Raw genomic sequence first — 23,504 nt, forward strand, 5'->3', positions numbered from 1 at the left:
CTCGACGGGGTCGTGGTCTCAGGCGGGGAGCTTAGAGGCCAGGACGTCCAACTTCTCGATCGTCGGCTCGCTGAACAGCTTGCCGGTCTGCTCGCCGAGAGCCTTCGCAACTGCGCCGGACAGGTGCGCGTCGCGGCCGGCGTCATCGGGGAACACGTCGAAGATCCCGAAGGACGACGGGCCGAGGCGGATCGCGAACCACGCGACGGTGGCCGGCTCCTCCTCCACGAGCCCTCGCCCGATGCCGAGGAATTCCTGGACCTCGTCCTCCTTGCCGGGCAGGGCCTCCAGCCTGACAAGCAGTCCCTTCGTCACGCTCATGCCATCACCTCTTCCTGGGTCGAATTGCTCGCAGATTACGCCACGATCGTATCGCAGAACACAGTCAGGTCATCGGGTGAGCGGCTGGTGATCAGGTTCCGTCCACCACGACGTCCTGGCCGACGACGTCCGCACCGGCGTCACGCAGGTCCGTGCGGATGCTCGGGAAGGACGTCAAGGTGCGACCTTCGACCACACCGGCCTCGATCAGCGTCCACGGCCCGCGACAGAGGCGTCCGCGACCAACCCGTCACCGGGGAACGTGCCTGCTGCATCCAGATCGTTCTCACGCGCCTGGATCTCACCGTCAGGGATCGACAGCACATCGGTCTGTGCGCCAGCCCACTCCAGAAGCGCCGAACAGGCCCTGGCTGACCGACATCAGGGAGCACTTCACGGGTGAGGAGGAGCTCTACCCCTGCGCGGACAAGGCCGTCACACGCGCGGCGGTGCAGCCGTGGTGGCCAGGTGCTTGGTGGACGCGGACCAGGGCTCGCAGTTCCGATCTGGCCTTCTTCAGGACGCGCTCACCCGTCATGGGCTGATCGGCACGATGGGCCAGGTCGGCCCAGCCGGGGACAACGCGGCCATGGAGTCCTTCTTCGCCCTCCTCCAGAAGAGCGTGATCGACCGAGGGCGATGGGCCACCCGGGACGAGTCGATCATGGACCCCACGCCCGCTCACGCGGCGTGACGACGGCTGTCACCGACACGTGCATCAGTCCCTTCCGTAGCATGGCCGTTCGTGGCGGGGCAGGCCTGGGATCTGCCCGGCTTCGGTAGGTGCGCGTCGCTGTGGAGGGAGCTGCGTCGATGACGGTCTTCGGGATCATCTGACTCAGTGTGCTCACCCACCTGCCGTCCGGAATCGACCCGTTCCGGGCCGTGGGCCTGCATCTGGGGGCAGCCGCGCTCAGCGGCTTCATCCTCCACGTGCTGACGGGCGGTTCTGCCGACCGGGCGGCATGCACCACCCCCGCGAGCGCCGTCTCGCGTCCCGCACTCTGATGCGCCCGCCCGCGCCCTCACTCCGCCAGGAACTCCAGCAGGATCCGGTTGAACTCCTCGGAGTGGCTGATGCTGAATCCGTGCGGGGCGTCCTTGACCAGTTCGACGCGGCTGCCGTCGATCGCCTTGTGCGTCCGCTTGCCGGAGCCCTTGAACGGCACGATCTGGTCGGCGTCGCCGTGCAGGACCAGGGCCGGCACGGTCACCGCCGGCAGGTCGCGGCGGAAGTCGGTGGCCCCGAACGCGTCCATGCAGGCCAGCGCCGCCGTCTGGTCGGACTGCAGCGCCATCCGGATGGCCTCCTGGCGCTGCTCCTCGGTGACCTTGAGGCTGCTGGTCAGACCGGCCAGCTTGGGGGTGGAGAAGAACGTCGTCGTGAAGTCGTCGAAGAACGACTCGCGGTCCTTCTCGAGGCCCGCGCGCATCTCGGCGGCCTGCTTCTCGGTCAGCGGGCCGTCGGGGTTGTCGTCGGTCTTCAGCAGGTACGGGGGCACCGCGCCGGCGAACACCACCGAGTGGATCCGGTCCGCGCCGAACCGGGACATGTAGCGCGCCACCTCGCCACCGCCCATCGAGAAGCCCACGAGCGTCACGTCACGCAGGTCGAGCTCGGTGAGCAGACCGTGCAGGTCGGCGGTCATCGTGTCGTAGTCGTACCCGCCGGTGGGCTTCTCCGAGACGCCGAAGCCCCGCCGGTCATAGGTGATCACGCGGTAGTGCGGGGACACGGCTGCGACCTGGTCCTTCCACGAGTCGAGGGTCAGCGGCCAGCCGTGGATGAGGACCACGGGACGCCCGTGGCCGGCCTCCTCCACGTTCAGTCCGATCGTGCCGTGGTCCGTGGGGATCTGCATGAGGGTCATGTGCGTCTGCCTTCCTGTGCTCTCGGGGGACGACGGCGGCGCTCGGCCGCCGCTTCCTCCTCACGCTAGGCACGCGCTCGGCACGTGTCAGGCTTCGGTCTCCGCCATCCTGCGCAGCGTCAGCGCGTTGAACGCGGCGTGGCCGTGGTTGTCGTTGTTGAAGTAGACGTAGGCGGGGCGCGCGCCCGCCGCGTCCCCGGCCGGGCCGCCGTCGTCCGCGCCCGTCAGCTCCCGCAGCCGCCCCACCCAGGGTGCGAGCTCGGCATCGGAGAACGATCCGCCGTAGCGCCAGTCCGGGTCCGCGTTGTGGAAGCGCACGTAGGCGAGACGCCCGGTCGCGCGCAGCACCGGCTCCCGCCCGGCGATCACCGAGACCACGAACCCCGCCCCGTGCCGGTCGAGGAGGTCGAACACGTCCTCATCCAGCCAGGACTCGTGCTGGACCTCCACCGCCACGCGCACCCGCTCGGGCAGCAGGCCGAGGAACCCGGCGAGCCGGCCGTCGTCGCGGTGCAGGTGGGCCGGCAGCTGCAGCAGCAGCGGCCCGGCGTGGTCGCCGAGCAGGTCCAGCGTGTGCACGATGCGCTCCACCCAGTCCTGCGGCTCGTTCAGCTTGCGGTAGTGGGTCAGGTAGCGGGAGGCCTTGACGGCCATCTCGAAGCCGGCGGGCAGGCGCTCGCGCCAGGCCTCGACGGTGCTGTCCGCCGGCCAGCGGTAGTGGGAGCCGTTGAGCTCGACCGTCCGGAAGCGCTCCGTGTAGTGGTCGAGCTGATCGGCGATCCGCAGCCCCTGCGGGTAGAAGGTCCCGCGCCAGTGCCTGTAGGTCCAGCCGGAGGTCCCGATCCGCACGTCCATCCCCCGACGATAGCCCTGGCCCGGGCCCCCGGGTCTTGCCCTCACCCTCCGTCGCCCGCGTAGCGTCCCGCTGATCATCGCGGTGGCTCAGAGGTACGACCGGAAGATGGGCATCGGCTCCCTGATCGCCACGATGCTCCCGTCCTCGATCGCCTTCCTGCCCGCGTGCACCGGCATGGTCATCGGCTGGAGGTGGCTGGGCCTGCCGCTGGGCCCGATTGCCCCGGTCCAGTGAACGCCGTGACCGGCCCGGCGCCCGCCCGCGACCCGGGCGCCCGCCCACTACTGTGCCAGGAATGGACATGACGCGATTCGACGACGACCTGCGCGCGATGCTCGACGAGGTGGAGTCCGACCGTCGCGGTGAGCCCTCCGACTACCTCGAGGACGTCGCCGGCCAGCATGTGGACGGCCTCGCCGTGGCGGTGTGCACGGTGGACGGTCACCAGGCCGCCGCCGGGGAGACCGAGCACGCCTTCGCGCTGCAGTCGGTCTCCAAGGCCCTCACCTACGCGGTGGTGCTGCAGGAGATCGGCCTGGACCACGTGCTGGAGGACGTGGGCGTCGAGCCCTCCGGTGAGTCGTTCAACCACCTGTCCCTGCACGACGACGGCCGGCCGTACAACCCGCTGATCAACGCCGGCGCCATCCTGGTCCACGCCCTCCTGCCCGCCGGGGACGAGGATGAGCGGACGGCCCTGCTACTGCGCCGCTACAGCGCGATGGCCGGCGTCGAGCTGGAGGTCTGCGAGGACGTCCTCGACGCCGAGCGCACCCGCGCCGACCGCAACCTGGGCCTGGCCCACCTGCTCGCCGACGCCGGCCGGCTGCCCATCTCGGCCCGCGAGGCCGTGGCCGGGTACCTCGCGCAGTGCTCGGTCCTGGTCACCGCACCCCAGCTGGCCGTCATGGGCGCCACCCTCGCCGCTGGTGGCACGAACCCCGTGACGGGGGAGCGGGTGCTGGACGAGTGGGTGGCGCAGCAGGCGATGTCCGTGATGCTCACCTGCGGCATGTACGACGCCAGCGGCCAGTGGGTGGCCGAGGTCGGCGTGCCCGCGAAGTCCGGCGTCTCGGGCGCGCTGCTCGGCGCCGTGCCCGGGGCCCTGGGCCTCGCCACGTGGTCGCCGCGCCTGGATGAGCAAGGTAACTCCCGGCGTGGCATCGGGTTGTTCGAGGGGCTCAGCGCGCGCTGGGACCTGCACGTGCTCCAGCACCGTGGCGCCCTGCGCGGCCTCAGCGGGCCCCGCTGACGCCTGGCCGCCGCCGCGCCGCCGTCGCGAGGGCCACGCCGACGACGCCGCGCCCCGTCCCTTGTCACCCTCTGACGCGCGCCGCGTAGCATCCGGCCCATGACCACTCCAGAGAAGAAGGACGACGCCCCCGCGATCCCCGTGCAGGACTCCCAGCTGGCCCATGACGACCCGCGCACCCGCCACCCGAAGCTCCATATCACCAAGCAGCGCCAGCCCGAGCCGGGCCTGGACGTGAAGACGGATCCCGTCCCGGACATCGGTCTGGACTCGTACCGGGGCGCGGGCCGGCTGACCGGCCGCAAGGCCCTGATCACCGGCGGCGACTCCGGCATCGGTGCCGCGGTCGCCATCGCCTACGCCCGTGAGGGCGCGGACGTCGCCATCGCCTACCTGCCTCAGGAGCAGCCCGACGCCGACCGCGTCCTGGCGGCGATCGAGGCGGCCGGGCGCACCGCCGTCGCGTTGCCGGGCGACCTGATGGACGCCGACTACCGCGCCTCCCTCGTGGACGAGGCCGCGCAGCGCCTCGGTGGCCTGGACATCCTCGTGAACAACGCGGGCAAGCAGTTCATCTCCGATGACCTGGCCGATCTCACGGACGAGCAGGTCCACGAGACGTTCCAGATCAACATCATGTCCATGTTCACGCTCAGCCGCGCCGCGCTGAAGCACATGGGCCCGGGCAGCACGATCGTGAACACCACCTCGGTGCAGGCCTACAACCCCAACCCGAGGCTCCTCGACTACGCGGCCACCAAGGGCGCCATCAACAACTTCACCAAGGGCCTGGCCGAGCAGCTCGGCCCGAAGGGCATCCGTGTCAACGCGGTGGCGCCCGGGCCCATCTGGACGGTGCAGCACGTGTCCTACGGTGAGCCCGAGGAGAAGCTGCCCGAGTTCGGCCACAGCACCCCCATCGGCCGCGCCGGCCAGCCCGTGGAGATGGCGCCCGCCTACGTGTTCCTTGCCTCGGGCGAGTCCAGCTACGTCAACGGCGAGACCCTCAACGCCAACGGCGGCACGCCCACCCCGTGACCGCCCGCCTCCTCGCCGACGTCGACACCGGCATCGACGACGCCTGCGCCCTGCTCCACCTCGTGGGCGCCCACCGCCTGGGTGTCGGCCCCGAGCTCGCGGCCGTCACCACCACGGGCGGCAACGCGACCGCCCGGGACTGCGCCTTGAACACGGCCGCGGTGCTGGACCTGGCCGGTCGGGCCGACGTCGAGGTGGCCGTCGGCGCCGAGACCCCGCTGCGCCGGCCCGCGGCCACCACTCCGGAGACCCACGGCGACGGCGGTCTCGGCCATGCCCGGATCGATCGGCGCCCTGAGCGGCTCGCGCCCCGGCCCGCCGTGGAGGTGTGGCTGGACGAGCTGCGGGCCCACCCCGGGGAGACGACGATCCTCTGCACCGCGCCGCTGACGAACCTGGCCCTCGCTCTGCGCGCCGAGCCGCGCCTGCCGTTCCTCGCCCGCGGCGTCGTGATCATGGGCGGCTCCTTCTATCATCCGGGCAACACCACGCCCACCGCCGAGTGGAACACCTGGGTGGACCCGGACGCCGCGAAGGAGGTGTTCGCGGCCGTCGAGGGCCTGCCCGAGGATCGCCTGCCGGTGGTCTGCGCGCTCGAGACCACGGAGCGGATCGAGTACACGCCCGCCCTGCTGGACGGCCTCCTGGCCGACGCCGGCGCCCACCCCGTCGGCTGGTCCGCGGACCGACCGCGGGTCGCCGGACCGGACGCCGCGACCGGCAGCCCCGTCCTGGACGTGCTCGCCGACGCGCTGCGCTTCTACTTCGAGTTCCACCACGACTACGACCAGGGCTACATCGCGCACCTGCACGACCTCTTCGCCGCCCAGGTGGCCGCGGGCCAGGCCCGCATCGCCACGCGGGCCACCGTCGTCGACGTCGAGGCGGACTCGGAGCTGCTGCGCGGCACCACCGTCCACGACACGCGGGACATCTGGGGCCGGCGCCCCAACGCCCGGCTCGTCACGGCCAACGACCCCGCTGAGGTGTTCGCGGCCTTCGCCCGCGCGGTGGGCGCCGTCGTCGCGGGGGAGCGGACGCCCGACGGCGGCGCCCCGGCCCGGTGACCGCCGTCGGGAATGCCCCCCGTCCGCGTGCGGTTGCACCCGAGGCATCCGCCCGACCCCGACCCTCCAGGAGCTCCCTCATGACCGACGTTCCCACCGTCCCCTTCCACGACGGCCAGCAGATCCCGCAGCTCGGGCTCGGCGTGTGGCAGGTCGAGGACGACGTCGCGGCCGACGTCGTCGAGCAGGCGATCCGCGCCGGCTACCGCCACATCGACACCGCCGCGATCTACGGGAACGAGGAGGGCGTGGGCCGCGGCATCGCCGCGTCCGGCGTCGCCCGCGAGGAGCTGTTCCTCACCACCAAGGTGTGGAACTCGGACCAGGGCTACGAGGAGGCGCTCGCCGCCCTCGACGTCTCGCTCGACAAGCTCGGCACCGACTACGTCGACCTCTACCTCATCCACTGGGCCAAGCCGGCGCAGGGGAAGTACCTGGACACCTGGAAGGCCCTGATCGAGGCGCAGAAGCAGGGCAAGGTGCGCTCGATCGGCGTCTCCAACTTCCCGGCCGCCCAGCTCGAGGAGATCATCGAGGCCACCGGCGTGGTGCCCGTGATCCACCAGGTCGAGACCCACCCGTACTGGCAGCAGCGCGAGCTGCGCGAGGTCGAGGGCCGCCACGGCATCGTCCACGAGTCCTGGTCCCCGCTCGGTCAGGGCGGCGACCTCCTCGCCGACCCCGTGGTCACGGAGATCGCCGAGGCCCGCGGCGCGACGCCGGCCCAGGTGGTCATCGCGTGGCACCTCGCCCACGGCTTCGTGGTCATCCCCAAGTCCGTGACGCCCGAGCGCATCGTCTCGAACCTCGAGGCCGCGGGGGTGGAGCTGACCGACGACGACGTCGCCCGGATCGACGCCCTCGACCGCGAGGACGGCCGTCTCGGCCCCGACCCGGCGGTCATCGACTTCTGATCCAGCCGCCATCGCGCGCACCCGGCCCGTCCCCCTGGGGGCGGGCCGGTGATAGCTTTGCTCGAGAATGCCCGGCGACCGCCGCGCCGCCCGGGCGCATCTGTCCAGGCACTCCACGGAAGGCATGCACCATGTCCCACCAGGCTCCCCCCGCCGATGCGTCGAAGGTCCGCGCGCCGCGGACCGCCGTCCCGGTGACCCCGCAGACCCGCGCGAGCTCGCTGACCGACCTGCTCGGCGCCGTCGTGCGCCTGTTGCCCCTGCAGATGAAGGACGAGCTCGAGCTCGCCAAGAGGCACGTGGCCGCGAAGGGCAAGAAGGCCGGCATCGGCGCCGGCATCGCGGTGGTGGGCCTGTTCTTCCTCGCACTCATGGTGGTCGCCCTCGTGGTGACCCTGATCGGCGCCTTCGCCGACCCGACCTTCTGGTTCCCGGCGCTGATGGTGGCGCTGGCGTTCCTCGTGCTCGGCCTGATCTTCGCCGGCGTCGGCCTCATGATGGTCAAGGGCGCCATGCCGCTCGTGCCGCAGGAGATCGTGCGCAACCTCGAGTACGACCTCGGCTACCTCAAGGAGGGCAACGCCTTCGATCCGGCCGAGTACGACCGCCTCAAGGCGGAGCGCGCCGAGGCCAAGCGTGTCGAGGCCGCCCGCGAGGCCGAGCGGAAGAAGGTGGAGAAGGAGGAGAACAAGAAGGCCCGCAAGAACGGCGAGGCCGCTCCCCATCCGGACCGCGCCGACGCCAGCGAGGCGGAGATCCGTCGCCGTGCCGACCTGCGCCGCCGCCACCTGGGCGACATCCGCTCCGGCCTGGACGAGAAGACCAGCGTGAAGGGCCAGCTCGCGGCCTTCGCCGCGCAGCGCAAGGGTCGCGGCGTCACCCCCGAGACCGCACACGCCACCGAGCAGACCGCGCCGTTCACCGGTGCCGCCCGCGCGGGGGAGCGGACCGCCGAGGCCGAGGACTACGTGAAGGACAACTGGCAGCCGCTCGCGCTGCTCGGCGCCTCCTCCGCCGCGTTCGTGGCGCTCGCCGGCCGCCTGCGCCGCCGCTGACCCGGGGGGGGTGCCCGCCCTCCCCGGCCCCTGAGGCCCCGATCCCCACGGATCGGGGCCTCGTCGTCTGCGGGGAGGGGCGACGGCGTCGGTAGGCTGGGCGTGTGGGGCGCCCGGCGGGGGCGTCCGCCCGCGGACCCTGGAGGAGCGACCCATGCGTGTGATCGACGTCGGCCTGCGCGAGGGCCACGAGTACCGCGTCCGCGACACCTGGCTGACCGTGCCGAACCTCATCACCCTGGCCCGCTTCGCCCTGGTCCCGGTGTTCGTGTGGCTCACCGTCGACGGCCGGCACCTGGACGCGTTCGTGATCCTGGCGGTGCTCTCCGGCACGGACTGGGTGGACGGCTACGTGGCGCGCCGGTTCGACATGATCTCCACGGTCGGGCGGTGGCTCGACCCGGTGGCGGACCGCCTCTCCCTGCTGGTGGTGGCCGTGACGTTCGTGGCCACCGGTATCGCCCCGCTCTGGCTCGCCCTGGCCATCGCGATCCCGGACCTCGTGCTCGCCGCCGTGTGCCTGTGGCTGTTCGGCGGCAGCCCGGACCTGCCGGTCACGGTCCTGGGCAAGGTGCGCACCGCGCTGCTGCTGGTGGGCACGCCCCTGCTGCTGCTCGCCCGTGTGCCGGGGGTCGACGGCGGCCCGTGGAGCGGCGTGGCCCTGGCTCTGGTCGGCGCCGGTTGCCTGCTGCACATCCTCGCCGCGGGGGACTACCTCGTGCGCGCGGTGGGCAAGGCCCGCGGCCTGCGGGCGGACGGTCAGGACCCGCGCGAGCACCCGTCCCGCCGGGGCTGACCCCCTCGCGCATCCTCGTGCCGGCGCCGACGGTTGCTACCGTGGGACGCGCGCCGTGCCCGCGGCCGATCCTCACGGCACGGGCCGGGCGCCGTCGTGCCATCGCCACCACAGAGAGGGACCGCCGTGTCCGACCGTCCCGGGATCGCCGCCGACCGCCCCCTGAAGGTGCTGATCGCCGCAGACACCTATCCGCCGCACGTCAACGGGGCCGCCACCTTCGGCCACCGCCTCGCCACGGCGCTGCACGCGCGCGGCCACGAGGTCCACGTCGTGATGCCGCGCAGTGACGCCGGCCCGGACACCGTGGAGCACCGGCCGGAGGCCACCGTGCACCTGCTGCGCTCCCTGCCGGCGCCGACGCACGAGTACTACCGTGTGGTGCTCCCGCGGCATGCCAAGATCTCCTTCCGCCGCATCTACCGCGAGGTCCAGCCGGACGTCGTGCACGCCCAGTGCCACTACATGATCGGCGAGGCCGCCATCAACGAGGCCGAGCGGCGCCGCATCCGGATCGTCTCCACGAACCACTTCATGCCGGAGAACCTCGAGCCGTTCCTGCCGTTCCCGCAGTGGTTCCTGGACATCGTCTCCCGGGTGTCGTGGAAGGACATGGGTCGACTCATGGGCAAGGGCGCGGTGGTCACCACCCCCACGGCCCTCGCCGCGCAGGCCATGGCCGAGCACGCTGGCCTGGACAACGTTCTCCCGGTCTCCAACGGCATCGACGCGAGCGCCTACGAGCTGCAGCCGGGGGAGAGGGTGGACCATCCCGGCCATCCGGTCGTGCTCTTCGTGGGGCGGCTGGCCGTGGAGAAGAACGTGGAGGTGCTGATCCGTGCGATCGCGCACCTGGCCCGCACCCGCCCCGACCTGGACGTGCACGCCGAGATCGTCGGCGACGGCGAGCAGCGCGACCGCATCCGTGCCACGGTGGACGAGGAGGGGGTGGCCGACCGCGTCCTGCTGCGCGGCCACGTCTCCGAGGAGGAGCTGCGGGCGGCCTACCTGCGCGCCGACGTGTTCTGCCAGCCGGGCACGGCGGAGCTGCAGTCCCTCGTGACCCTCGAGGCGCTCAGCGCGTCCACCCCGGTGGTCCTCGCGGACGCCCTCGCGTTGCCCCACCTCGTGGACGAGGGCGTCAACGGCCACCTCTTCCCGCCCGGGGACCACGTGGCCCTGGCCGATCGGATCGCCCGGATCCTCGACCTCTCGGACGCGGACCGCGCCGCCATGGGCGAGGCGTCCCACGCGAAGGCCCTGCATCATTCCGCCCAGAAGACGGTGGACATCTTCGAGCGCCTCTACCGCGGCGCGACGGCCGCCGAGGTCCGCGCGATGCTCTGAGACCCGTCGGTAGGATGGGCGGGTCCCGCGCGATGCCGCGGGGGAGGGGCGTTAGCTCAGTCGGTCAGAGCAGGGGACTCATAATCCCTGGGTCGCGGGTTCAAGTCCCGCACGCCCTACAGAAAACGGCCCCCGGCCGCGCGGTATGGCGCGGGCCGGGGGCCGTCGTCGTGCCGGTGCTCAGTAGCGGGCGGCCACCGCGAGCATGTCGGACTTCATGATCGTCGTGGAGGTGAACACTAGGCCCGCGTCCTCGTTGAGGGCGTGGGCGAGCTGGCCGCCGCCCATGTACATGGCCGTGTGGTAGATGCGGCCGGTGGACTGGTTCGCATAGAACACGAGGTCGCCGGGCTGGGCCTGGGAGATCGGCACGTAGGACTTCGCGGCGAGGTACTGGTCGCCGGCGCGGCGCGGGATGGAGATGCCGGCCCGGGCCATGGCCTGCTGGGTGAGGCCGGAGCAGTCGAAGCCGGAGGGGCCGTTGCCGCCCCACACGTAATAGGAGGACGGGTTCCGGACGGCGGAGCGCACGTAGTCGACGGCAGCCTGCTTGGACGCGGGCGCCGGCGCAGGGGCAGGGGCGCTGGAGGTGGAGACCGAGGTGGTCTTCAGGACCATTCCCGGGTGGAGCATGGTCGAGGAGGTCATGCCGTTGATGGACTGTAGGACCGAGGCGGACACGCCCGTGCGGTAGGAGATGATCCACCAGCCGTCGCCGGCCAGCACGGTGTAGGTCGAGCCCGAGGTGGACGGCGCCGGGGCCGGGGCCGGGGTGGCGGTGCCGGAGGTCTTGAGGACCATGCCGGGGTGCAGCACGGTCGCGGCGGTCATGCCGTTGAGCGACTGCAGCGTGGACATGGAGACGCCGGTGCGCTGGGCGATGATCCACCAGCCGTCGCCGGAGCGGACGGTGTAGGTGGTCTCGGCGGCCTGGGCGGTCTCGGCGACGGACACGGTGCCGACGCCGGTCAGGGCGGCGGCGCCCAGGGCGAGCGCCACGGAGGCGGCGGCGGTGCGGGGGGCGCGACGCGCGGCGGCGTGCGGGGAGGTCACAGACATCAGATCTTCTTCCCGGACAGGACCTGCGGCCCGTGAGGGTGGTGCCTCGGGGCGGTGCCCGGAACGAGGCCGGACCGCGGGTGCGAGTTGACGAGCAGTGCGGATGACCGGGTACGCGCGGATGCGGAGGAAGCCCCGGTGTGGCGGACCGGTCGTAACCGATCCGTGATCAAGATACACGATCGTTATCGAAACGCAATCAGAAATTCGGATGTCGTCCAGGTGGCCGCTCGGTGCTCGACACCCCCCGCTCGACACCCTCCGCGCGCGGCTGTCCCCGCCCCGCTCCGGCGCGGCGCTAGCGTGGTCCGGGTGAGCCCCTCCCGCCCCCTGCGCCTGCTGATGGACGCCCGCTACACCCGCACCGACTTCCACGACGGCATCTCCCGCTACGGCGCGAGCCTCCTCGAGGCGGTCGCCCGCCGGGCCGCCGCACCGGGCCCGGCGGGGGCTGACGTCGAGGTCGCGATGCTGATCTCGGACGAACGACAGCTGGCCCTGCTCCCGGACGGCGTGCCGTGGCACCTCGTCTCCGGCCCCACCTCCCCACGCGAGCCGTTCGTGGCCCGTCAGGTCGCGCGTCTGCGACCGGACGTCGTCTTCTCGCCCATGCAGACCATGGGGTCGTGGGGGCGGGACTACGCCCTGATCCTCACGCTCCACGACCTCATCTACTACGAGCACCGCACCCCGCCGCGGAACCTGTCCGAGCCGATCCGCTGGCTCTGGCGGGCCTATCACCTGACCAAGATCCCGCAGCGGCTCCTGCTCGACCGCGCGGACGCGGTCGCCACGGTCTCCCGGACGACGGCGGAGCTCATCGCCCGGCACCGCCTCACCCGGCGTCCGGTCCACGTCGTCGCGAACGCGGCGCAGGCGGTCCCGGAGCCGCGGGACCCGGACGAGACCCCGGAGCGCACGCTGCTCTACATGGGCTCGTTCATGGACTACAAGGACGTCGAGTCCCTCGTGGCCGCCGCGCCGCTGCTGCCGGGCTACACGCTGCACCTGCTCTCCCGCATCAGCCCGGAGCGCCGCGGGCAGCTCGAGGACCGGTTGGCCGAGCGTCGCGCCGTCGCAGGGGCCGACGGCGCAGACGTGGTGTTCCACGACGGCACCGACGAGGCCGAGTACGTGCGCCTGCTCCGCCGGGCCACCGCGGCCGTCACCCTCTCCCGCGCCGAGGGCTTCGGCCTGCCCGTGGCCGAGGCGATGGCCCATGGCACGCCGGTGGTGTGCTCGGACCTGCCGATCTTCCGCGAGATCGCCGGCGCGGGCACCCCGTCCTTCCGGGGTGTCCCGCTCGAGGGGGACCGGGCGGCCGCGCTCGCCGCCCGCGTGCGGGAGCTCGAGGATCCCGCCGAGTTCGCCGTGGCCTCCCGGGCGAGCGTCGCCCAGGCGGCCCGGTTCAGCTGGGACGAGTCCGCCCGCCGGCTCCTGGACCTCACGGCCGCGCTGGGTGTGGCGCGGCGTGCGGCCAGAGCACGGACGGGCCGCTCCACCCGATGAGCACCAGCGGGTCGAGGTAGCGGTCGAAGGCCGCCTCCCCCACACGCCAGCCGTCGGGCTCCCGCACGCCCCAGTGCACGCACGCGCGCGTGCAGTGCGGTGGCGCCCCGGCCAGTCGCCCCACCGGGTCGCCCGCGGCGACGACGGCCCCCACGGCGACATCCGCCTCCACCGGCTCGAGCGAGCTGCGGGTCCCGTCCTCGTGCTCCAGGGTCAGCACGGGGCGGTCGACCACGACCCCGGCGAACACGACCCGGCCCGCCGCCGGCGCCTGGATCGGAGCCCCGGTCTGCACGGCGAGGTCCACGCCCCGGTGCCCCCGACTCCACGGTCGCTCGGGTGCGACGAACGCGCGGAGCACGTCATCCGGGGCGGCGCCGGCGACGGGCGGGTGCCACGCGACCGGCGCGGCCGTCGCGCCCGGACCTGCCGGGGACGCCGCGACGAGGAGCAGCGCGTCACGCGTGGACGGTGCGGGCGTGGCCCGGGACACGGGGCCGAGGTCGCCCATCCCCAGGGCGAGGACGAGCCAGGCGAGCAGGGCTGCCGCGACGCACCCCGCGATGCGCGGACGCGGGAGCGGACGGGGGAGGAGCGTGCGAGGGGTCATGGCGTCAGCCTGGCGTTCCGGGCGGCCGCGTGGCAGGCCCGCAGTCCCATCGTGGAGAGCGCCCGCCGCACCGGCCCCTGTGCAGGAGTCGGCGATGGGAGCGGGCGCCCACCTGGGGTAGGATTCACCTCAGCGGTGTCCTGTGGCCGGCCCTGTGCTGTGCCCCGGACGCCGACTCCGCGCATCGCGGTGGGTCGCTTCAGCGGCCCAGCCCCCACGCTCGGTCCCGTCCCCGCCGTCCTCCTGGAGAGGACGTCGGCGCGGGTGCTCGTGGGGCCCGGCAGCCCGCCGTCGTGGTGCCAGGGGCCGCCCGACCGGGCCGGCCGCCAACCGTCAAGAAATCGACCGGCAGACCGCCCGCGCGTGAAGCGCGGGGTGCCACGGCTGCCACAGAAGGGAACGTCATGCCCGTCGTGACCATGCGCCAGCTCCTCGACTCCGGTGTCCACTTCGGCCACCAGACCCGCCGCTGGAACCCCAAGATGAAGCGCTTCATCTTCACCGAGCGCAACGGCATCTACATCATCGACCTCCAGCAGTCGCTGTCCTACATCGACCGCGCCTACGAGTTCGTCAAGGAGACCGTCGCCCACGGCGGCACCATCCTGTTCGTCGGCACCAAGAAGCAGGCCCAGGAGGCCATCGCGGAGCAGGCCGGTCGCGTGGGCATGCCCTACGTGAACCACCGCTGGCTCGGCGGCATGCTGACCAACTTCTCCACCGTCTCCAAGCGCGTGCAGCGCATGAAGGAGCTCGAGGAGATCGACTTCGAGGACGTGGCCGGCTCGCAGTTCACCAAGAAGGAGCTGCTGCTGCTCAACCGTGAGCTCGAGAAGCTGCAGGCCAACCTCGGCGGCATCCGCAACATGGCCAAGACCCCCTCCGCCGTGTGGGTCGTGGACACCAAGAAGGAGCACCTGGCCGTCGACGAGGCCCAGAAGCTCGGCATCCCGGTCGTCGCCATCCTGGACACCAACTGCGATCCGGACGAGGTCGCCTACCCGATCCCGGGCAACGACGACGCCATCCGCTCCGTGAACCTGCTGACCCGCGTGGTCGCGGACGCGGTCGCCGAGGGCCTGATCGCCCGCCAGGGCGGCAAGTCCGGCCAGGCGGCCGCCGAGCCGATGGCCGAGTGGGAGCGCGAGCTGCTCGAGCAGCACAACGCCCAGCAGGCCGAGCAGGCCGAGGCCCCCGCCGCCGAGGCACCGGCCGAGCAGGCCGAGGCCCCCGCTGCCGAGGCGCCGGCCGAGCGGGCCGAGGCCCCCGCCGCCGAGGCCGCCCCGCAGGGCGAGTGATCCCGGCCGGTCCGTCGGCCCGGCCTCACCCGGCGGGGCCGACGGACCGGATCAGACCCCGAACATCCCGCACAACCCACACCACGGGAAGGACCGAACGAGCATGGCGAACTACACCGCTGCTGACATCAAGGCCCTGCGCGAGCGCACCGGCGCCGGCATGATGGACGTGAAGAAGGCTCTGGACGAGGCCGACGGCGACGCCGAGAAGGCCATCGAGATCATCCGCGTGAAGGGCCTCAAGGGCGCCACCAAGCGCGAGGGCCGCTCGGCCGCCGAGGGCCTCGTGGCCGCGACCGTCGAGAACGGCGTCGGCGTCATGATCGAGCTCAACTGCGAGACCGACTTCGTGGCCAAGGCCGACAAGTTCATCGCCCTGGGCGACGTGGTGCTGCGCGCCGCCGTCGCCTCCGGCGCCACCGACGTCGACGGCCTGCTGGCCTCCGAGCACGAGGGCCGCACCCTGGGCGACTACGTGACCGAGGAGGGCGCCCTGCTGGGCGAGAAGGTGGCCGTGCGCCGCCTGGCCCGCGTGGAGGGCGCCTACGTGGACGCCTACCTGCACAAGACCTCCAAGGACCTGCCGGCCCAGGTGGGCGTGCTCCTCGCCGTGGACGCCGACTCCGCCGAGGCCAAGACCGCCGCGCACGACATCGCCGTGCACGTCGCGGCCTACTCGCCCACGTACCTCACCCGTGAGGACGTGCCGGCCGAGACCGTCGAGAACGAGCGTCGCATCGCCGATGAGACCGCCCGTGCCGAGGGCAAGCCGGAGCAGGCCCTGCCGAAGATCGTGGAGGGCCGCCTGACCGGCTTCTTCAAGGAGATCGTGCTCGTGGACCAGCCGTTCGCGAAGGACCCGAAGCAGACCGTCGGCAAGGTCGCCTCCGACGCCGGCACCAACGTCACCGGGTTCGCCCGCTTCCGCGTCGGCAACTGACCGCCGCACCCGGACCGGCCGCTCCCGGTCCACGCCCCGCGGGGGCGTAGGATCGGGAGCGACCCGAGGTCCACTCCGGCGCCGGATGGCGCCGACGACCATCGCATGACGGGGTGGCCGCCCCGACCGGGCGGCCACCCCGTCCGCGTGTCCGCCCCCGGGACGGCCGTCCCCGGCCCGACCCCCCACCGACCAGGAGATGCTTCCCATGGAGACGAACCGCGCCCCCGAGGACCCGACCACCGCCCACGCCCCGCAGACCTCGGACGACACCGGCCGCCGTCGCGTGCTCCTCAAGCTCTCGGGCGAGGTGTTCGGCGGCGGCAAGATCGGCGTGGACCCGGAGACCGTCCGCGGCATCGCCGAGCAGATCGCCGCCGCGGCGGACCAGGTGGAGATCGCGATCGTCGTCGGCGGCGGCAACTTCTTCCGTGGCGCCGAGCTGTCCGAGAACGGGATGGACCGCCGTCGGGCCGACTACATGGGCATGCTCGGCACCGTGATGAACTGCCTGGCCCTGCAGGACTTCCTCATCCAGGCCGGGGTCACCACGCGCGTGCAGTCCGCCATCCACATGGAGCAGGTGGCGGAGTCCTACATCCCGCTGCGCGCCATCCGCCACATGCAGAAGGGCCGCGTCGTGATCTTCGGCGCAGGCACCGGCCTGCCCTACTTCTCCACGGACACCGTGGCGGCCCAGCGTGCCCTCGAGGTCGGGGCGGACGAGGTCCTGATGGCCAAGTCCGGCGTGGACGGCGTCTACACCGCGGACCCCAAGAAGGACCCCACCGCCGAGCGTCTCACGCACCTGACCTACGACGAGGCGCTGCTGCGGAACATCCGCGTGATGGACCTGACCGCCATGACCATGTGCAAGGACAACGACCTGGACATGCGCGTGTTCGGCATGGAGGGCCCAGGCAACGTGACCCGCGCCCTGCTCGGCGAGCCGATCGGCACCACCGTCACCGTCTGAGGCGCGCCGCGTAGGATGGCGGCAGACCTGTTCCACCACACCGAGGAGACACCGTGATCCAGGAGACCCTGCAGTCCGCCGAAGAGCAGATGGACCGCACCATCGAGGCCACGCGTGAGGACTTCGCCTCCGTGCGCACGGGCCGCGCCAACCCGGGCCTCTACTCCAAGGTGATGGTCGACTACTACGGCTCGTTCACCCCGCTGCAGCAGCTGGCGTCCTTCACCACCACGGACGCCCGCACGCTGCTCATCACCCCGTTCGACCAGTCGGCCCTGCGCAACATCGAGAAGGCGCTGTCCGAGTCCGAGGTCGGCGCGAACCCGTCCAACGACGGCAAGGTCATCCGCATCGTGATGCCGGAGCTGACCGAGGAGCGCCGCAAGGAGTACGTGAAGCTGGTCAAGTCCAAGGCGGAGGAGCACAAGATCTCCGTGCGCAATGCCCGCCGCAAGGCCAAGGAGGCCATGGACAAGGCCGTCAAGGACGGCGAGGTCGGCGAGGACGAGGGCGCCCGCGGCGAGAAGGAGCTGGACGCGCTCACCAAGCGCCACGTCGAGCTCATCGACGAGATGGCCAAGAACAAGGAGCAGGAGCTGCTGGAGGTCTGAGCCTCCCGCCGTCCGCGCTCGTCCCATGACCTCCGCCGTGCCCACCTCGCCCGCACCCCCGCGCGGCGGCCGCGACCTCAAGTCCGCCGTCCTCGTGGGGGTGGGGCTGCTGGCGACGGCCCTGGTCGGCCTCTTCTGGCTCGACTGGCTGCTGGTCGTGCTCGTGGTCGCCCTGCTGGTCGGCGCGGTGTCCGAGATCGCGACGGCGGTACGCGGCATCGGCCTGGACGTGCCGCGGCCCCCGCTCTGGGTGGCCGCGGCGGCCCTGCCGCTCACCGCGTGGCGGTGGGGGGTGCCCGCGCTGTTCATCGCCCTGGTGGCATGCCTGGCGCTGGTGGCCGTGTGGACGGCGCTGACGCGCCGGCGCCCGGCGGGCCAGTTCATGCTCGCGGGCGTGTTCATCGTGCTGTGGGCGCCGTTCCTGCTCTCCTTCGCCGCTGCGCTCCTGGACGAGCCGCTGGGGCACCGCATGGTGGCGATCCTGCTGCTGATGGTGGTCTCCAACGACACGTTCGGCTACATCGTGGGCTACCGCCTCGGCCGCACCCCGATCGCCCCGCGCATCAGCCCCAAGAAGTCCTGGGAGGGCCTGGCCGGCTCCCTGGCGGGCTCGGTGCTGGTGGGCGTCGTCGCCGTCCCCCTGCTGGTCGGCCAGCCGTGGTGGATCGGCGCCGTCCTCGGCGTGACCACCGTCGCCGCCGCCACCGCGGGGGACTTCTCCGAGTCCATGGTCAAGCGTGAGCTCGGCATCAAGGACATGTCCTCCGCCCTGCCCGGCCACGGCGGCGTGATGGACCGCCTGGACTCCCTCGTGTTCGCCTCGCCGGTGGCCTACACCGTGCTGGCGCTGCCCCTGACCTGATCCACCCCTCGACCCGGCACGTCCGGGACCCGCACCGCAGGAGACGCCCATGACCCCCCGCACCACCCCGGACGCCGAGCCGGTCTTCGAGCTCGTCGAGCAGGACGAGATCGGCTACGAGACCACCCACGTGGACGCCTTCATGGCGCGTGCCCGTGAGGCACGCGACGGCGGTGCCCCGCTGACGGCGGAGGAGGTGCGCCAGGCCCGCTTCGCGACCGTCAACGGCGGCTACGCCACGGACGAGGTGGACGACGAGCTGGACCGCCTCGAAGAGGAGCTGGCCGCCGCCGAGCGTCAGGCCTTCGTCGCCGAGCGCGGGGACGAGGACTGGGCCGCAGACCTCGAGGAGCGCGTGGCCGAGCTCGTGGCCCGTGCCGACCGGGCCCCGGCGGAGCGCTTCCGCCGCCCCTCCCGCGCGGACGCCGTGAGCTACGACGTGGACCAGGTGGACGCGCTCGTGGACCGCCTGCGCGTCACCCTGGCCGGTGCGGAGGACTCGACGGATCCCGACGCCGAAGGCGGGCTGACCGCGGACGACGTGCGCCGCGCGGCGTTCAGCGAGGCCGAGGGTGCCGCCGGCTACGAGGAGGGCCAGGTCGACGCCTACCTTGACGCCGCCGTCGACGTGCTGCTGCGCCGCGCCTGACACCCGGCCCTCGCGCGGCGGCCCCGGGAGAGTGGCGCAGATCACACTGAAGTGATTACAATCACACCACCGAGACGCCGCGCGCTCCACCCCTGTTCGCGCATGCGTACAGCTCCCTCGCCCCGCACCGTGGGCGTCGATCGGAAGGCAGTGCAGTGACCCTCGTGGACCACACCCGTCCCACCGGCGGCCGATCCGCCGGCTCTCCGCCCCCGGCGGGCCCGGCCGAGGCCGTGGCGCTCCAGGTGCTCGACGCGGAGGGCCGCCGCCGTCCACAGCCGGAGCTCGACCCGTGGATCGAGGACGTCGACGCCGACGCCCTCGCCGCGCTGTACCGTCAGATGGCCGTGGTCCGGCGCCTCGACGTCGAGGCCACGCACCTGCAGCGTCAGGGCGAGCTGGCCCTGTGGCCCCCGCTGTTGGGCCAGGAGGCCGCCCAGGTGGGCTCCGCCGTCGCGCTGCGACCGGACGACTTCGTCTTCCCGTCCTACCGCGAGAACGGCGTGGCCCTGCTGCGCGGCGTCCCCGCGCTGGACCTGCTGCGGGTGTGGCGCGGCTCCACGTTCTCGAGCTGGGACCCGAACGAGGCGCGGGTGGCCACCCAGCAGATCATCATCGGCGCGCAGGCCCTGCACGCCGTCGGCTATGCGATGGGCGTCCAGCGGGACCAGGCGGACGTGGCCACGATCGTCTACTTCGGCGACGGCGCCACGAGCCAGGGGGACGTCAACGAAGCCATGGTCTTCAGCGCCTCGTACCAGTCGCCCGTGGTGTTCTTCTGCCAGAACAACCACTGGGCCATCTCCGAGCCCGTGCGCCTGCAGACCCGCCGCAGCATCGCGGACCGCCCGTGGGGCTTCGGCATCCCGTCGATGCGCGTGGACGGCAACGACGTCCTGGCCGTGCTCGCCGCGACCCGCGCCGCCGTCGAGCGCGCGGCCGACGGGGGCGGTCCCACCTTCATCGAGGCCGTCACCTACCGCATGGGCCCGCACACCACCGCGGACGACCCCACCCGCTACCGGGACGACGCCGAGCTCGAGGCCTGGAAGGCCCGTGACCCGCTGACCCGCGTGGAGGCGCACCTGCGCACCCTCGATGTGGACGTGGACGCCGTGCTCGCACAGGCCCAGGCCGAGGCCGACGAGCTGGCGGCCGAGGTCCGCCGCGCCCTCGAGGCGCTCGAGGAGGACGGCGCGGACAGGCTCTTCGACGAGATCTACGCCGAGCCCCACCAGGAGCTCGAGCGGCAGCGCCGCGAGCACGCCCTCTACCTGCAGCAGTTCGACGACGAGGAGGCGGGCGCGTGAGCGAGCGCATGACCTTCAGCCGGGCGATCAACCGCGGCCTGCACCGTGCCCTGGCCGACGACCCCAAGGTCCTGCTCATGGGCGAGGACATCGGCGCCCTCGGCGGCGTGTTCCGCATCACCGACGGCCTGCAGGCCGAGTTCGGCGAGGACCGGGTGCTCGACACCCCGCTGGCCGAGTCCGGCATCGTGGGCACGGCCATCGGCCTGGCCATGCGCGGCTACCGGCCCGTCGTCGAGATCCAGTTCGACGGCTTCGTGTACCCGGCGTTCGACCAGATCGTGGCGAACCTGGCCAAGCTGCGCGCCCGCACCCGCGGCGCCGTGCCGATGCCGGTGACCATCCGCATCCCCTTCGGCGGCGGCATCGGCTCCCCGGAGCACCACTCCGAGTCGCCCGAGGCCTACTTCCTGCACACCGCGGGCCTGCGGGTGGTCTCCCCGTCCTCCCCACAGGAGGGGTACGACCTCATCCGCGCCGCGATCGCCTCGGAGGACCCGGTGGTCTACCTCGAGCCCAAGCGTCGCTACCACGACAAGGGCGACGTGGACCTGGACGTCGCGATCCCCCCGATGAGCCCCGCCCGCATCCTGCGCGAGGGCCGGGACGCCACGCTCGTGGCCTACGGCCCGCTCGTGAAGACCGCCCTGCAGGCCGCGGAGGTGGCGGCCGAGGAGGGCGTCGAGGTCGAGGTGGTCGACCTGCGCAGCCTGTCTCCGCTGGACACCGGCCTCGTCGAGTCCTCGGTGCGGCGCACCGGCCGGCTCGTCGTGGCGCACGAAGCGTCCCGCACCGGCGGCCTCGGCGCCGAGCTCGTGGCCACGGTGGCCGAGCGCGCGTTCCACTGGCTCGAGGCCCCGCCGGTGCGCGTCACCGGCATGGACGTGCCCTACCCGCCGTCCAAGCTCGAGCATCTGCACCTGCCGGACCTCGACCGCATCCTCGACGGCCTGGACCGTGCTCTGGGCCGGCCGAATTCGCTGGACTCCGTGGACGCGTTCGCCGCCCCCGAGACCGCCGAGCAGTTCCTCGCCGCCCAGAACGCCGGGGAGGAGACCCGATGAGCCAGAAGACCTTCCGCCTGCCCGACCTCGGCGAGGGCCTGACCGAGTCCGAGATCGTGACGTGGCGCGTGGCCGAGGGCGATGCGGTGACCGTGAACCAGGTGCTCGCCGATGTCGAGACGGCCAAGGCCGTGGTCGAGGTCTCGAGCCCGTTCGCGGGCGTCGTCGCGGCCCTGCACGGCGCCGAGGGTGAGACCCTCGAGGTCGGTGCGCCCCTGGTGACCTTCACCCTCGAGGGCGCCGAGTCCGACGTCGGCGGGCCCGCCGAGGGTGACGGCCGCGTGCCCACCCTCGTCGGCTACGGCGCCGCGCCGGACACCGGCAAGCCCGGCCGCCGTGCGCGGCGCGGCTCCGCGGCCCCGGCGACGTCGGCCGCCCCGGCGGGCGAGCCCGCCCGCGGACAGGCGCCGTCCACGTCGGAGGCGGCCCCCGCCGGCGCCGGGCGCCCGCAGCCCGAGGCCGCCGAGCCGGACCGCGCGGACGCGGCCCACGAGCCGGCCCCGGGCGAGCGACCCCGGTGCACTCCGCCCGTGCGCCTGTACGCGCGCCGCGCGGGCGTGGATCTGGAGCAGGTCACCGGCACGGGTGTGGGCGGGGTCATCACCCGCGCGGACGTCGAGGCGTTCCTGGCCGGGGGCGGGCAGCCCGCGGCCGCGGCGGCGCCGCCGCAGTCCGGCGCCGAGTCGGGCTCGACCGGGGGCGTCCGCACCCTGGGCGGCCGCCCGCGCACGGAGGCCGTGCCGGTCAAGGGCGTGCGCAAGGCGACCGCGGCGGCCATGGTGCAGTCCGCGTTCACCGCCCCGCACGTGACCGAGTTCCTGCAGGTGGACGTCACCGAGACCATGGAGCTGCTCGCCGAGCTCAAGGCCTCCCGCGAGTTCCGGGACGTCAAGCTCACGCCCATGACGCTCGCCGCCAAGGCGTGCCTCGTGGCGATGGAGCGCACCCCGGACGTCAACGCCCGGTGGGACGAGGCCGCCGGGACGATCGTCCAGCAGAACTTCGTGAACCTCGGTTTCGCCGCCGCCACCCCCCGCGGGCTGATGGTGCCGAACGTCAAGGACGCCCAGGCGATGAGCCTGAGGGAGCTGGCCGACGCCATCCGCGATCTCACGGGCCTCGCCCGCGAGGGGCGGCTGTCCCCGGCGGATCTGGCCGGCGGCACCTTCACGCTCACGAACGTCGGGGTGTTCGGCGTGGACGCGGGCACCCCGATCATCAACCCGGGTGAGGGGGCGATCATCGCGATCGGCCAGGTCCGGAGGATGCCGTGGGAGCACCGCGGCGAGATCGCCCTGCGGGACGTCATGACGCTGTCCCTCTCGTTCGACCACCGCTTCGTGGACGGCGAGCAGGGCTCGCGCTTCCTCGCGGACGTCGGCGCGATCCTGCGCCGCCCGGGTCTGACCCTGACCATGGTCTGACGGCCCCGGACGCGCCGCGGCCCCGCCACCCGGGCACCGGGAGGCGGGGCCGTCGTCGTGGCAGGCCGGTGCGGCCGCCGGCACGGCGTGGGCCGCGCTCAGTCGGCGGCGGGCAGCTCCATCACGAGCTCGGTGATGACCTCGGCACGGGCGTTGGAGAAGACCTTCTCCTCGCCGACGGTCTCGAAGCCGCGGCGGGAGAGCACCTTCACGGAGCCCACATTGTCCTCGGGGACGTGCGCCCGCAGCGGGCGGGCGGTGTGCTCCTCCAGGAACCGGTCCACGGCCGCGGTCGTCAGGCCCAGGCCCCAGTAGTCCTGCGCGGTCCAGAAGGACAGCTCGCCCACGCCGTCCTGCTGGGTGCACACGAGCGCACCCACGGCGCGGCCCTCGTGCTCGATGGTCCGCACGACGGTGTCCTCGTCCCCGAGCAGGTGGGCCCAGTGGTAGTCGAAGACACCGCGGTCCCGGGGGTTGCGGGGGGCGAAGGCGGACATCAGGTTGGCCTGCTCGTCCTGCTGGTGGAGGAAGAACTCGTCCAGATCCTCGGGTCGGACGTCACGAAGAAGCACGGCGGTGGACCTCTCGGGGCGGGGTTCGACGGCGTCCGCCGTCGCGGGTACCGGCCACCGTATCACCGGGCACGACGCCGGCCCGCCGGGCCGGTGCCGCCCG

General features: G+C 72.7%; 27 protein-coding genes and 1 tRNA gene. 21 read left to right on the top strand and 7 right to left on the bottom strand.

All coding sequences use genetic code 11. The features are described from left to right. Window positions 1–18: 18 nt before the first annotated feature. Together O3T09_RS00105 and O3T09_RS11870 are read right to left on the bottom strand one after the other, a co-directional pair. Window positions 19–321 (bottom strand): putative quinol monooxygenase, encoded by a 303-nt coding sequence (locus O3T09_RS00105; protein ID WP_036314025.1) that lies wholly within the window; start codon window positions 319–321, stop codon window positions 19–21. 91 nt (window positions 322–412) lie between these two features. Further along, entirely contained in the window at window positions 413–517 is a 105-nt protein-coding gene (locus O3T09_RS11870) for a hypothetical protein (protein ID WP_371441086.1), read from the bottom strand. Between the two features lie 279 nt (window positions 518–796). Between O3T09_RS11870 and O3T09_RS00115 the strand changes: the two genes are divergently transcribed. Both O3T09_RS00115 and O3T09_RS00120 read left to right on the top strand, forming a co-directional pair. After that, window positions 797–1,015, top strand: a complete 219-nt coding sequence (locus tag O3T09_RS00115; RefSeq protein ID WP_129867145.1) for a hypothetical protein — start codon at window positions 797–799, stop codon at window positions 1,013–1,015. Window positions 1,016–1,164: 149 nt separating this feature from the next. Then, complete coding sequence (locus O3T09_RS00120; protein WP_161664781.1) at window positions 1,165–1,329, top strand: hypothetical protein; 165 nt, start codon at window positions 1,165–1,167, stop codon at window positions 1,327–1,329. A 17-nt stretch (window positions 1,330–1,346) separates the two neighbouring features. On the opposite strand, the gene O3T09_RS00125 is transcribed toward O3T09_RS00120, so the two are convergent. Both O3T09_RS00125 and O3T09_RS00130 read right to left on the bottom strand, forming a co-directional pair. Next, entirely contained in the window at window positions 1,347–2,192 is an 846-nt protein-coding gene (locus O3T09_RS00125) for an alpha/beta fold hydrolase (RefSeq protein ID WP_036314027.1), read from the bottom strand. Between the two features lie 87 nt (window positions 2,193–2,279). Beyond that, a complete protein-coding gene (locus tag O3T09_RS00130) occupies window positions 2,280–3,041 on the bottom strand; it encodes a DUF72 domain-containing protein (protein WP_080695855.1) in 762 nt (253 codons plus the stop codon). A gap of 82 nt (window positions 3,042–3,123) precedes the next feature. Between O3T09_RS00130 and O3T09_RS00135 the strand changes: the two genes are divergently transcribed. From O3T09_RS00135 to O3T09_RS00175, 9 genes are all read left to right on the top strand, one after another. Then, window positions 3,124–3,282 (top strand): AbgT family transporter, encoded by a 159-nt coding sequence (locus O3T09_RS00135; RefSeq protein WP_260840401.1) that lies wholly within the window; start codon window positions 3,124–3,126, stop codon window positions 3,280–3,282. A gap of 67 nt (window positions 3,283–3,349) precedes the next feature. Beyond that, a complete protein-coding gene (gene glsA / locus O3T09_RS00140; RefSeq protein WP_186319455.1) occupies window positions 3,350–4,300 on the top strand; it encodes a glutaminase A in 951 nt (316 codons plus the stop codon). A 99-nt stretch (window positions 4,301–4,399) separates the two neighbouring features. Next, window positions 4,400–5,338, top strand: coding sequence for an SDR family oxidoreductase (locus O3T09_RS00145; RefSeq protein WP_144818276.1), 939 nt, complete (start codon window positions 4,400–4,402; stop codon window positions 5,336–5,338). Then, window positions 5,335–6,405, top strand: coding sequence for a nucleoside hydrolase (locus O3T09_RS00150; RefSeq protein ID WP_144818278.1), 1,071 nt, complete (start codon window positions 5,335–5,337; stop codon window positions 6,403–6,405). Before O3T09_RS00145 ends, O3T09_RS00150 begins: the two co-directional genes overlap by 4 nt. 80 nt (window positions 6,406–6,485) lie before the next feature. Next, a complete protein-coding gene (locus O3T09_RS00155; protein ID WP_044659469.1) occupies window positions 6,486–7,319 on the top strand; it encodes an aldo/keto reductase in 834 nt (277 codons plus the stop codon). Between the two features lie 131 nt (window positions 7,320–7,450). Beyond that, window positions 7,451–8,374 carry a phage holin family protein gene (locus O3T09_RS00160; protein ID WP_078026177.1) on the top strand — a complete coding sequence of 308 codons (924 nt, stop codon included), beginning with the start codon at window positions 7,451–7,453 and terminating at the stop codon, window positions 8,372–8,374. A gap of 154 nt (window positions 8,375–8,528) precedes the next feature. After that, entirely contained in the window at window positions 8,529–9,170 is a 642-nt protein-coding gene (locus O3T09_RS00165; protein ID WP_020624488.1) for a CDP-alcohol phosphatidyltransferase family protein, read from the top strand. A gap of 126 nt (window positions 9,171–9,296) precedes the next feature. Then, window positions 9,297–10,517, top strand: a complete 1,221-nt coding sequence (locus O3T09_RS00170; RefSeq protein WP_020624489.1) for a glycosyltransferase — start codon at window positions 9,297–9,299, stop codon at window positions 10,515–10,517. A gap of 45 nt (window positions 10,518–10,562) precedes the next feature. Further along, window positions 10,563–10,636, top strand: a tRNA-Ile gene (locus O3T09_RS00175). Window positions 10,637–10,697: 61 nt separating this feature from the next. Here the strand turns inward: O3T09_RS00175 and O3T09_RS00180 are convergent. Continuing rightward, window positions 10,698–11,576 carry a C40 family peptidase gene (locus O3T09_RS00180; protein ID WP_041105089.1) on the bottom strand — a complete coding sequence of 293 codons (879 nt, stop codon included), beginning with the start codon at window positions 11,574–11,576 and terminating at the stop codon, window positions 10,698–10,700. Between the two features lie 312 nt (window positions 11,577–11,888). Between O3T09_RS00180 and O3T09_RS00185 the strand changes: the two genes are divergently transcribed. Beyond that, window positions 11,889–13,085: a glycosyltransferase gene (locus O3T09_RS00185; protein WP_070708481.1), complete on the top strand. Its 1,197-nt coding sequence runs from the start codon at window positions 11,889–11,891 to the stop codon at window positions 13,083–13,085. Here O3T09_RS00185 and O3T09_RS00190 read toward each other — a convergent pair. Next, window positions 13,021–13,695, bottom strand: coding sequence for a M23 family metallopeptidase (locus O3T09_RS00190; protein WP_041105090.1), 675 nt, complete (start codon window positions 13,693–13,695; stop codon window positions 13,021–13,023). The genes O3T09_RS00185 and O3T09_RS00190 overlap by 65 nt on opposite strands. Before the next feature lie 404 nt (window positions 13,696–14,099). On the opposite strand from O3T09_RS00190, the gene rpsB reads away from it, so the two are divergent. The 9 genes from rpsB (at window position 14,100) to O3T09_RS00235 (ending at window position 22,829) form a co-directional block, all read left to right on the top strand. After that, window positions 14,100–14,993, top strand: coding sequence for a 30S ribosomal protein S2 (rpsB, locus tag O3T09_RS00195; RefSeq protein ID WP_036339469.1), 894 nt, complete (start codon window positions 14,100–14,102; stop codon window positions 14,991–14,993). Between the two features lie 103 nt (window positions 14,994–15,096). After that, window positions 15,097–15,933 (top strand): translation elongation factor Ts, encoded by an 837-nt coding sequence (gene tsf, locus O3T09_RS00200; RefSeq protein ID WP_078026174.1) that lies wholly within the window; start codon window positions 15,097–15,099, stop codon window positions 15,931–15,933. A 208-nt stretch (window positions 15,934–16,141) separates the two neighbouring features. Then, window positions 16,142–16,909 (top strand): UMP kinase, encoded by a 768-nt coding sequence (gene pyrH / locus O3T09_RS00205; protein WP_002857706.1) that lies wholly within the window; start codon window positions 16,142–16,144, stop codon window positions 16,907–16,909. Between the two features lie 53 nt (window positions 16,910–16,962). Then, the gene (gene frr / locus O3T09_RS00210) at window positions 16,963–17,520 is read left to right on the top strand and encodes a ribosome recycling factor (protein WP_036314042.1); all 558 of its coding nucleotides are present in this window, start codon (window positions 16,963–16,965) and stop codon (window positions 17,518–17,520) included. 25 nt (window positions 17,521–17,545) lie between these two features. Beyond that, window positions 17,546–18,382 (top strand): phosphatidate cytidylyltransferase, encoded by an 837-nt coding sequence (locus tag O3T09_RS00215; RefSeq protein WP_049147666.1) that lies wholly within the window; start codon window positions 17,546–17,548, stop codon window positions 18,380–18,382. Window positions 18,383–18,431: 49 nt separating this feature from the next. After that, a complete protein-coding gene (locus O3T09_RS00220) occupies window positions 18,432–19,031 on the top strand; it encodes a DivIVA domain-containing protein (RefSeq protein WP_049147668.1) in 600 nt (199 codons plus the stop codon). 155 nt (window positions 19,032–19,186) lie between these two features. After that, a complete protein-coding gene (gene pdhA / locus O3T09_RS00225) occupies window positions 19,187–20,341 on the top strand; it encodes a pyruvate dehydrogenase (acetyl-transferring) E1 component subunit alpha (protein ID WP_069941735.1) in 1,155 nt (384 codons plus the stop codon). Window positions 20,342–20,349: 8 nt separating this feature from the next. After that, window positions 20,350–21,405, top strand: coding sequence for an alpha-ketoacid dehydrogenase subunit beta (locus O3T09_RS00230; RefSeq protein ID WP_052520122.1), 1,056 nt, complete (start codon window positions 20,350–20,352; stop codon window positions 21,403–21,405). Then, on the top strand, window positions 21,402–22,829 hold the full coding sequence (locus O3T09_RS00235; protein WP_230277834.1) for a dihydrolipoamide acetyltransferase family protein: 1,428 nt from the start codon (window positions 21,402–21,404) through the stop codon (window positions 22,827–22,829). Before O3T09_RS00230 ends, O3T09_RS00235 begins: the two co-directional genes overlap by 4 nt. A 98-nt stretch (window positions 22,830–22,927) precedes the next feature. Here O3T09_RS00235 and O3T09_RS00240 read toward each other — a convergent pair whose 3' ends face one another. After that, the gene (locus tag O3T09_RS00240) at window positions 22,928–23,401 is read right to left on the bottom strand and encodes a GNAT family N-acetyltransferase (RefSeq protein ID WP_051995227.1); all 474 of its coding nucleotides are present in this window, start codon (window positions 23,399–23,401) and stop codon (window positions 22,928–22,930) included. Between the last annotated feature and the right edge of the window lie 103 nt (window positions 23,402–23,504).

Origin of the sequence: Micrococcus sp. H39-S4 (assembly GCF_027158145.1) — a bacterium.
Taxonomy (GTDB): domain Bacteria; phylum Actinomycetota; class Actinomycetes; order Actinomycetales; family Micrococcaceae; genus Micrococcus; species Micrococcus luteus.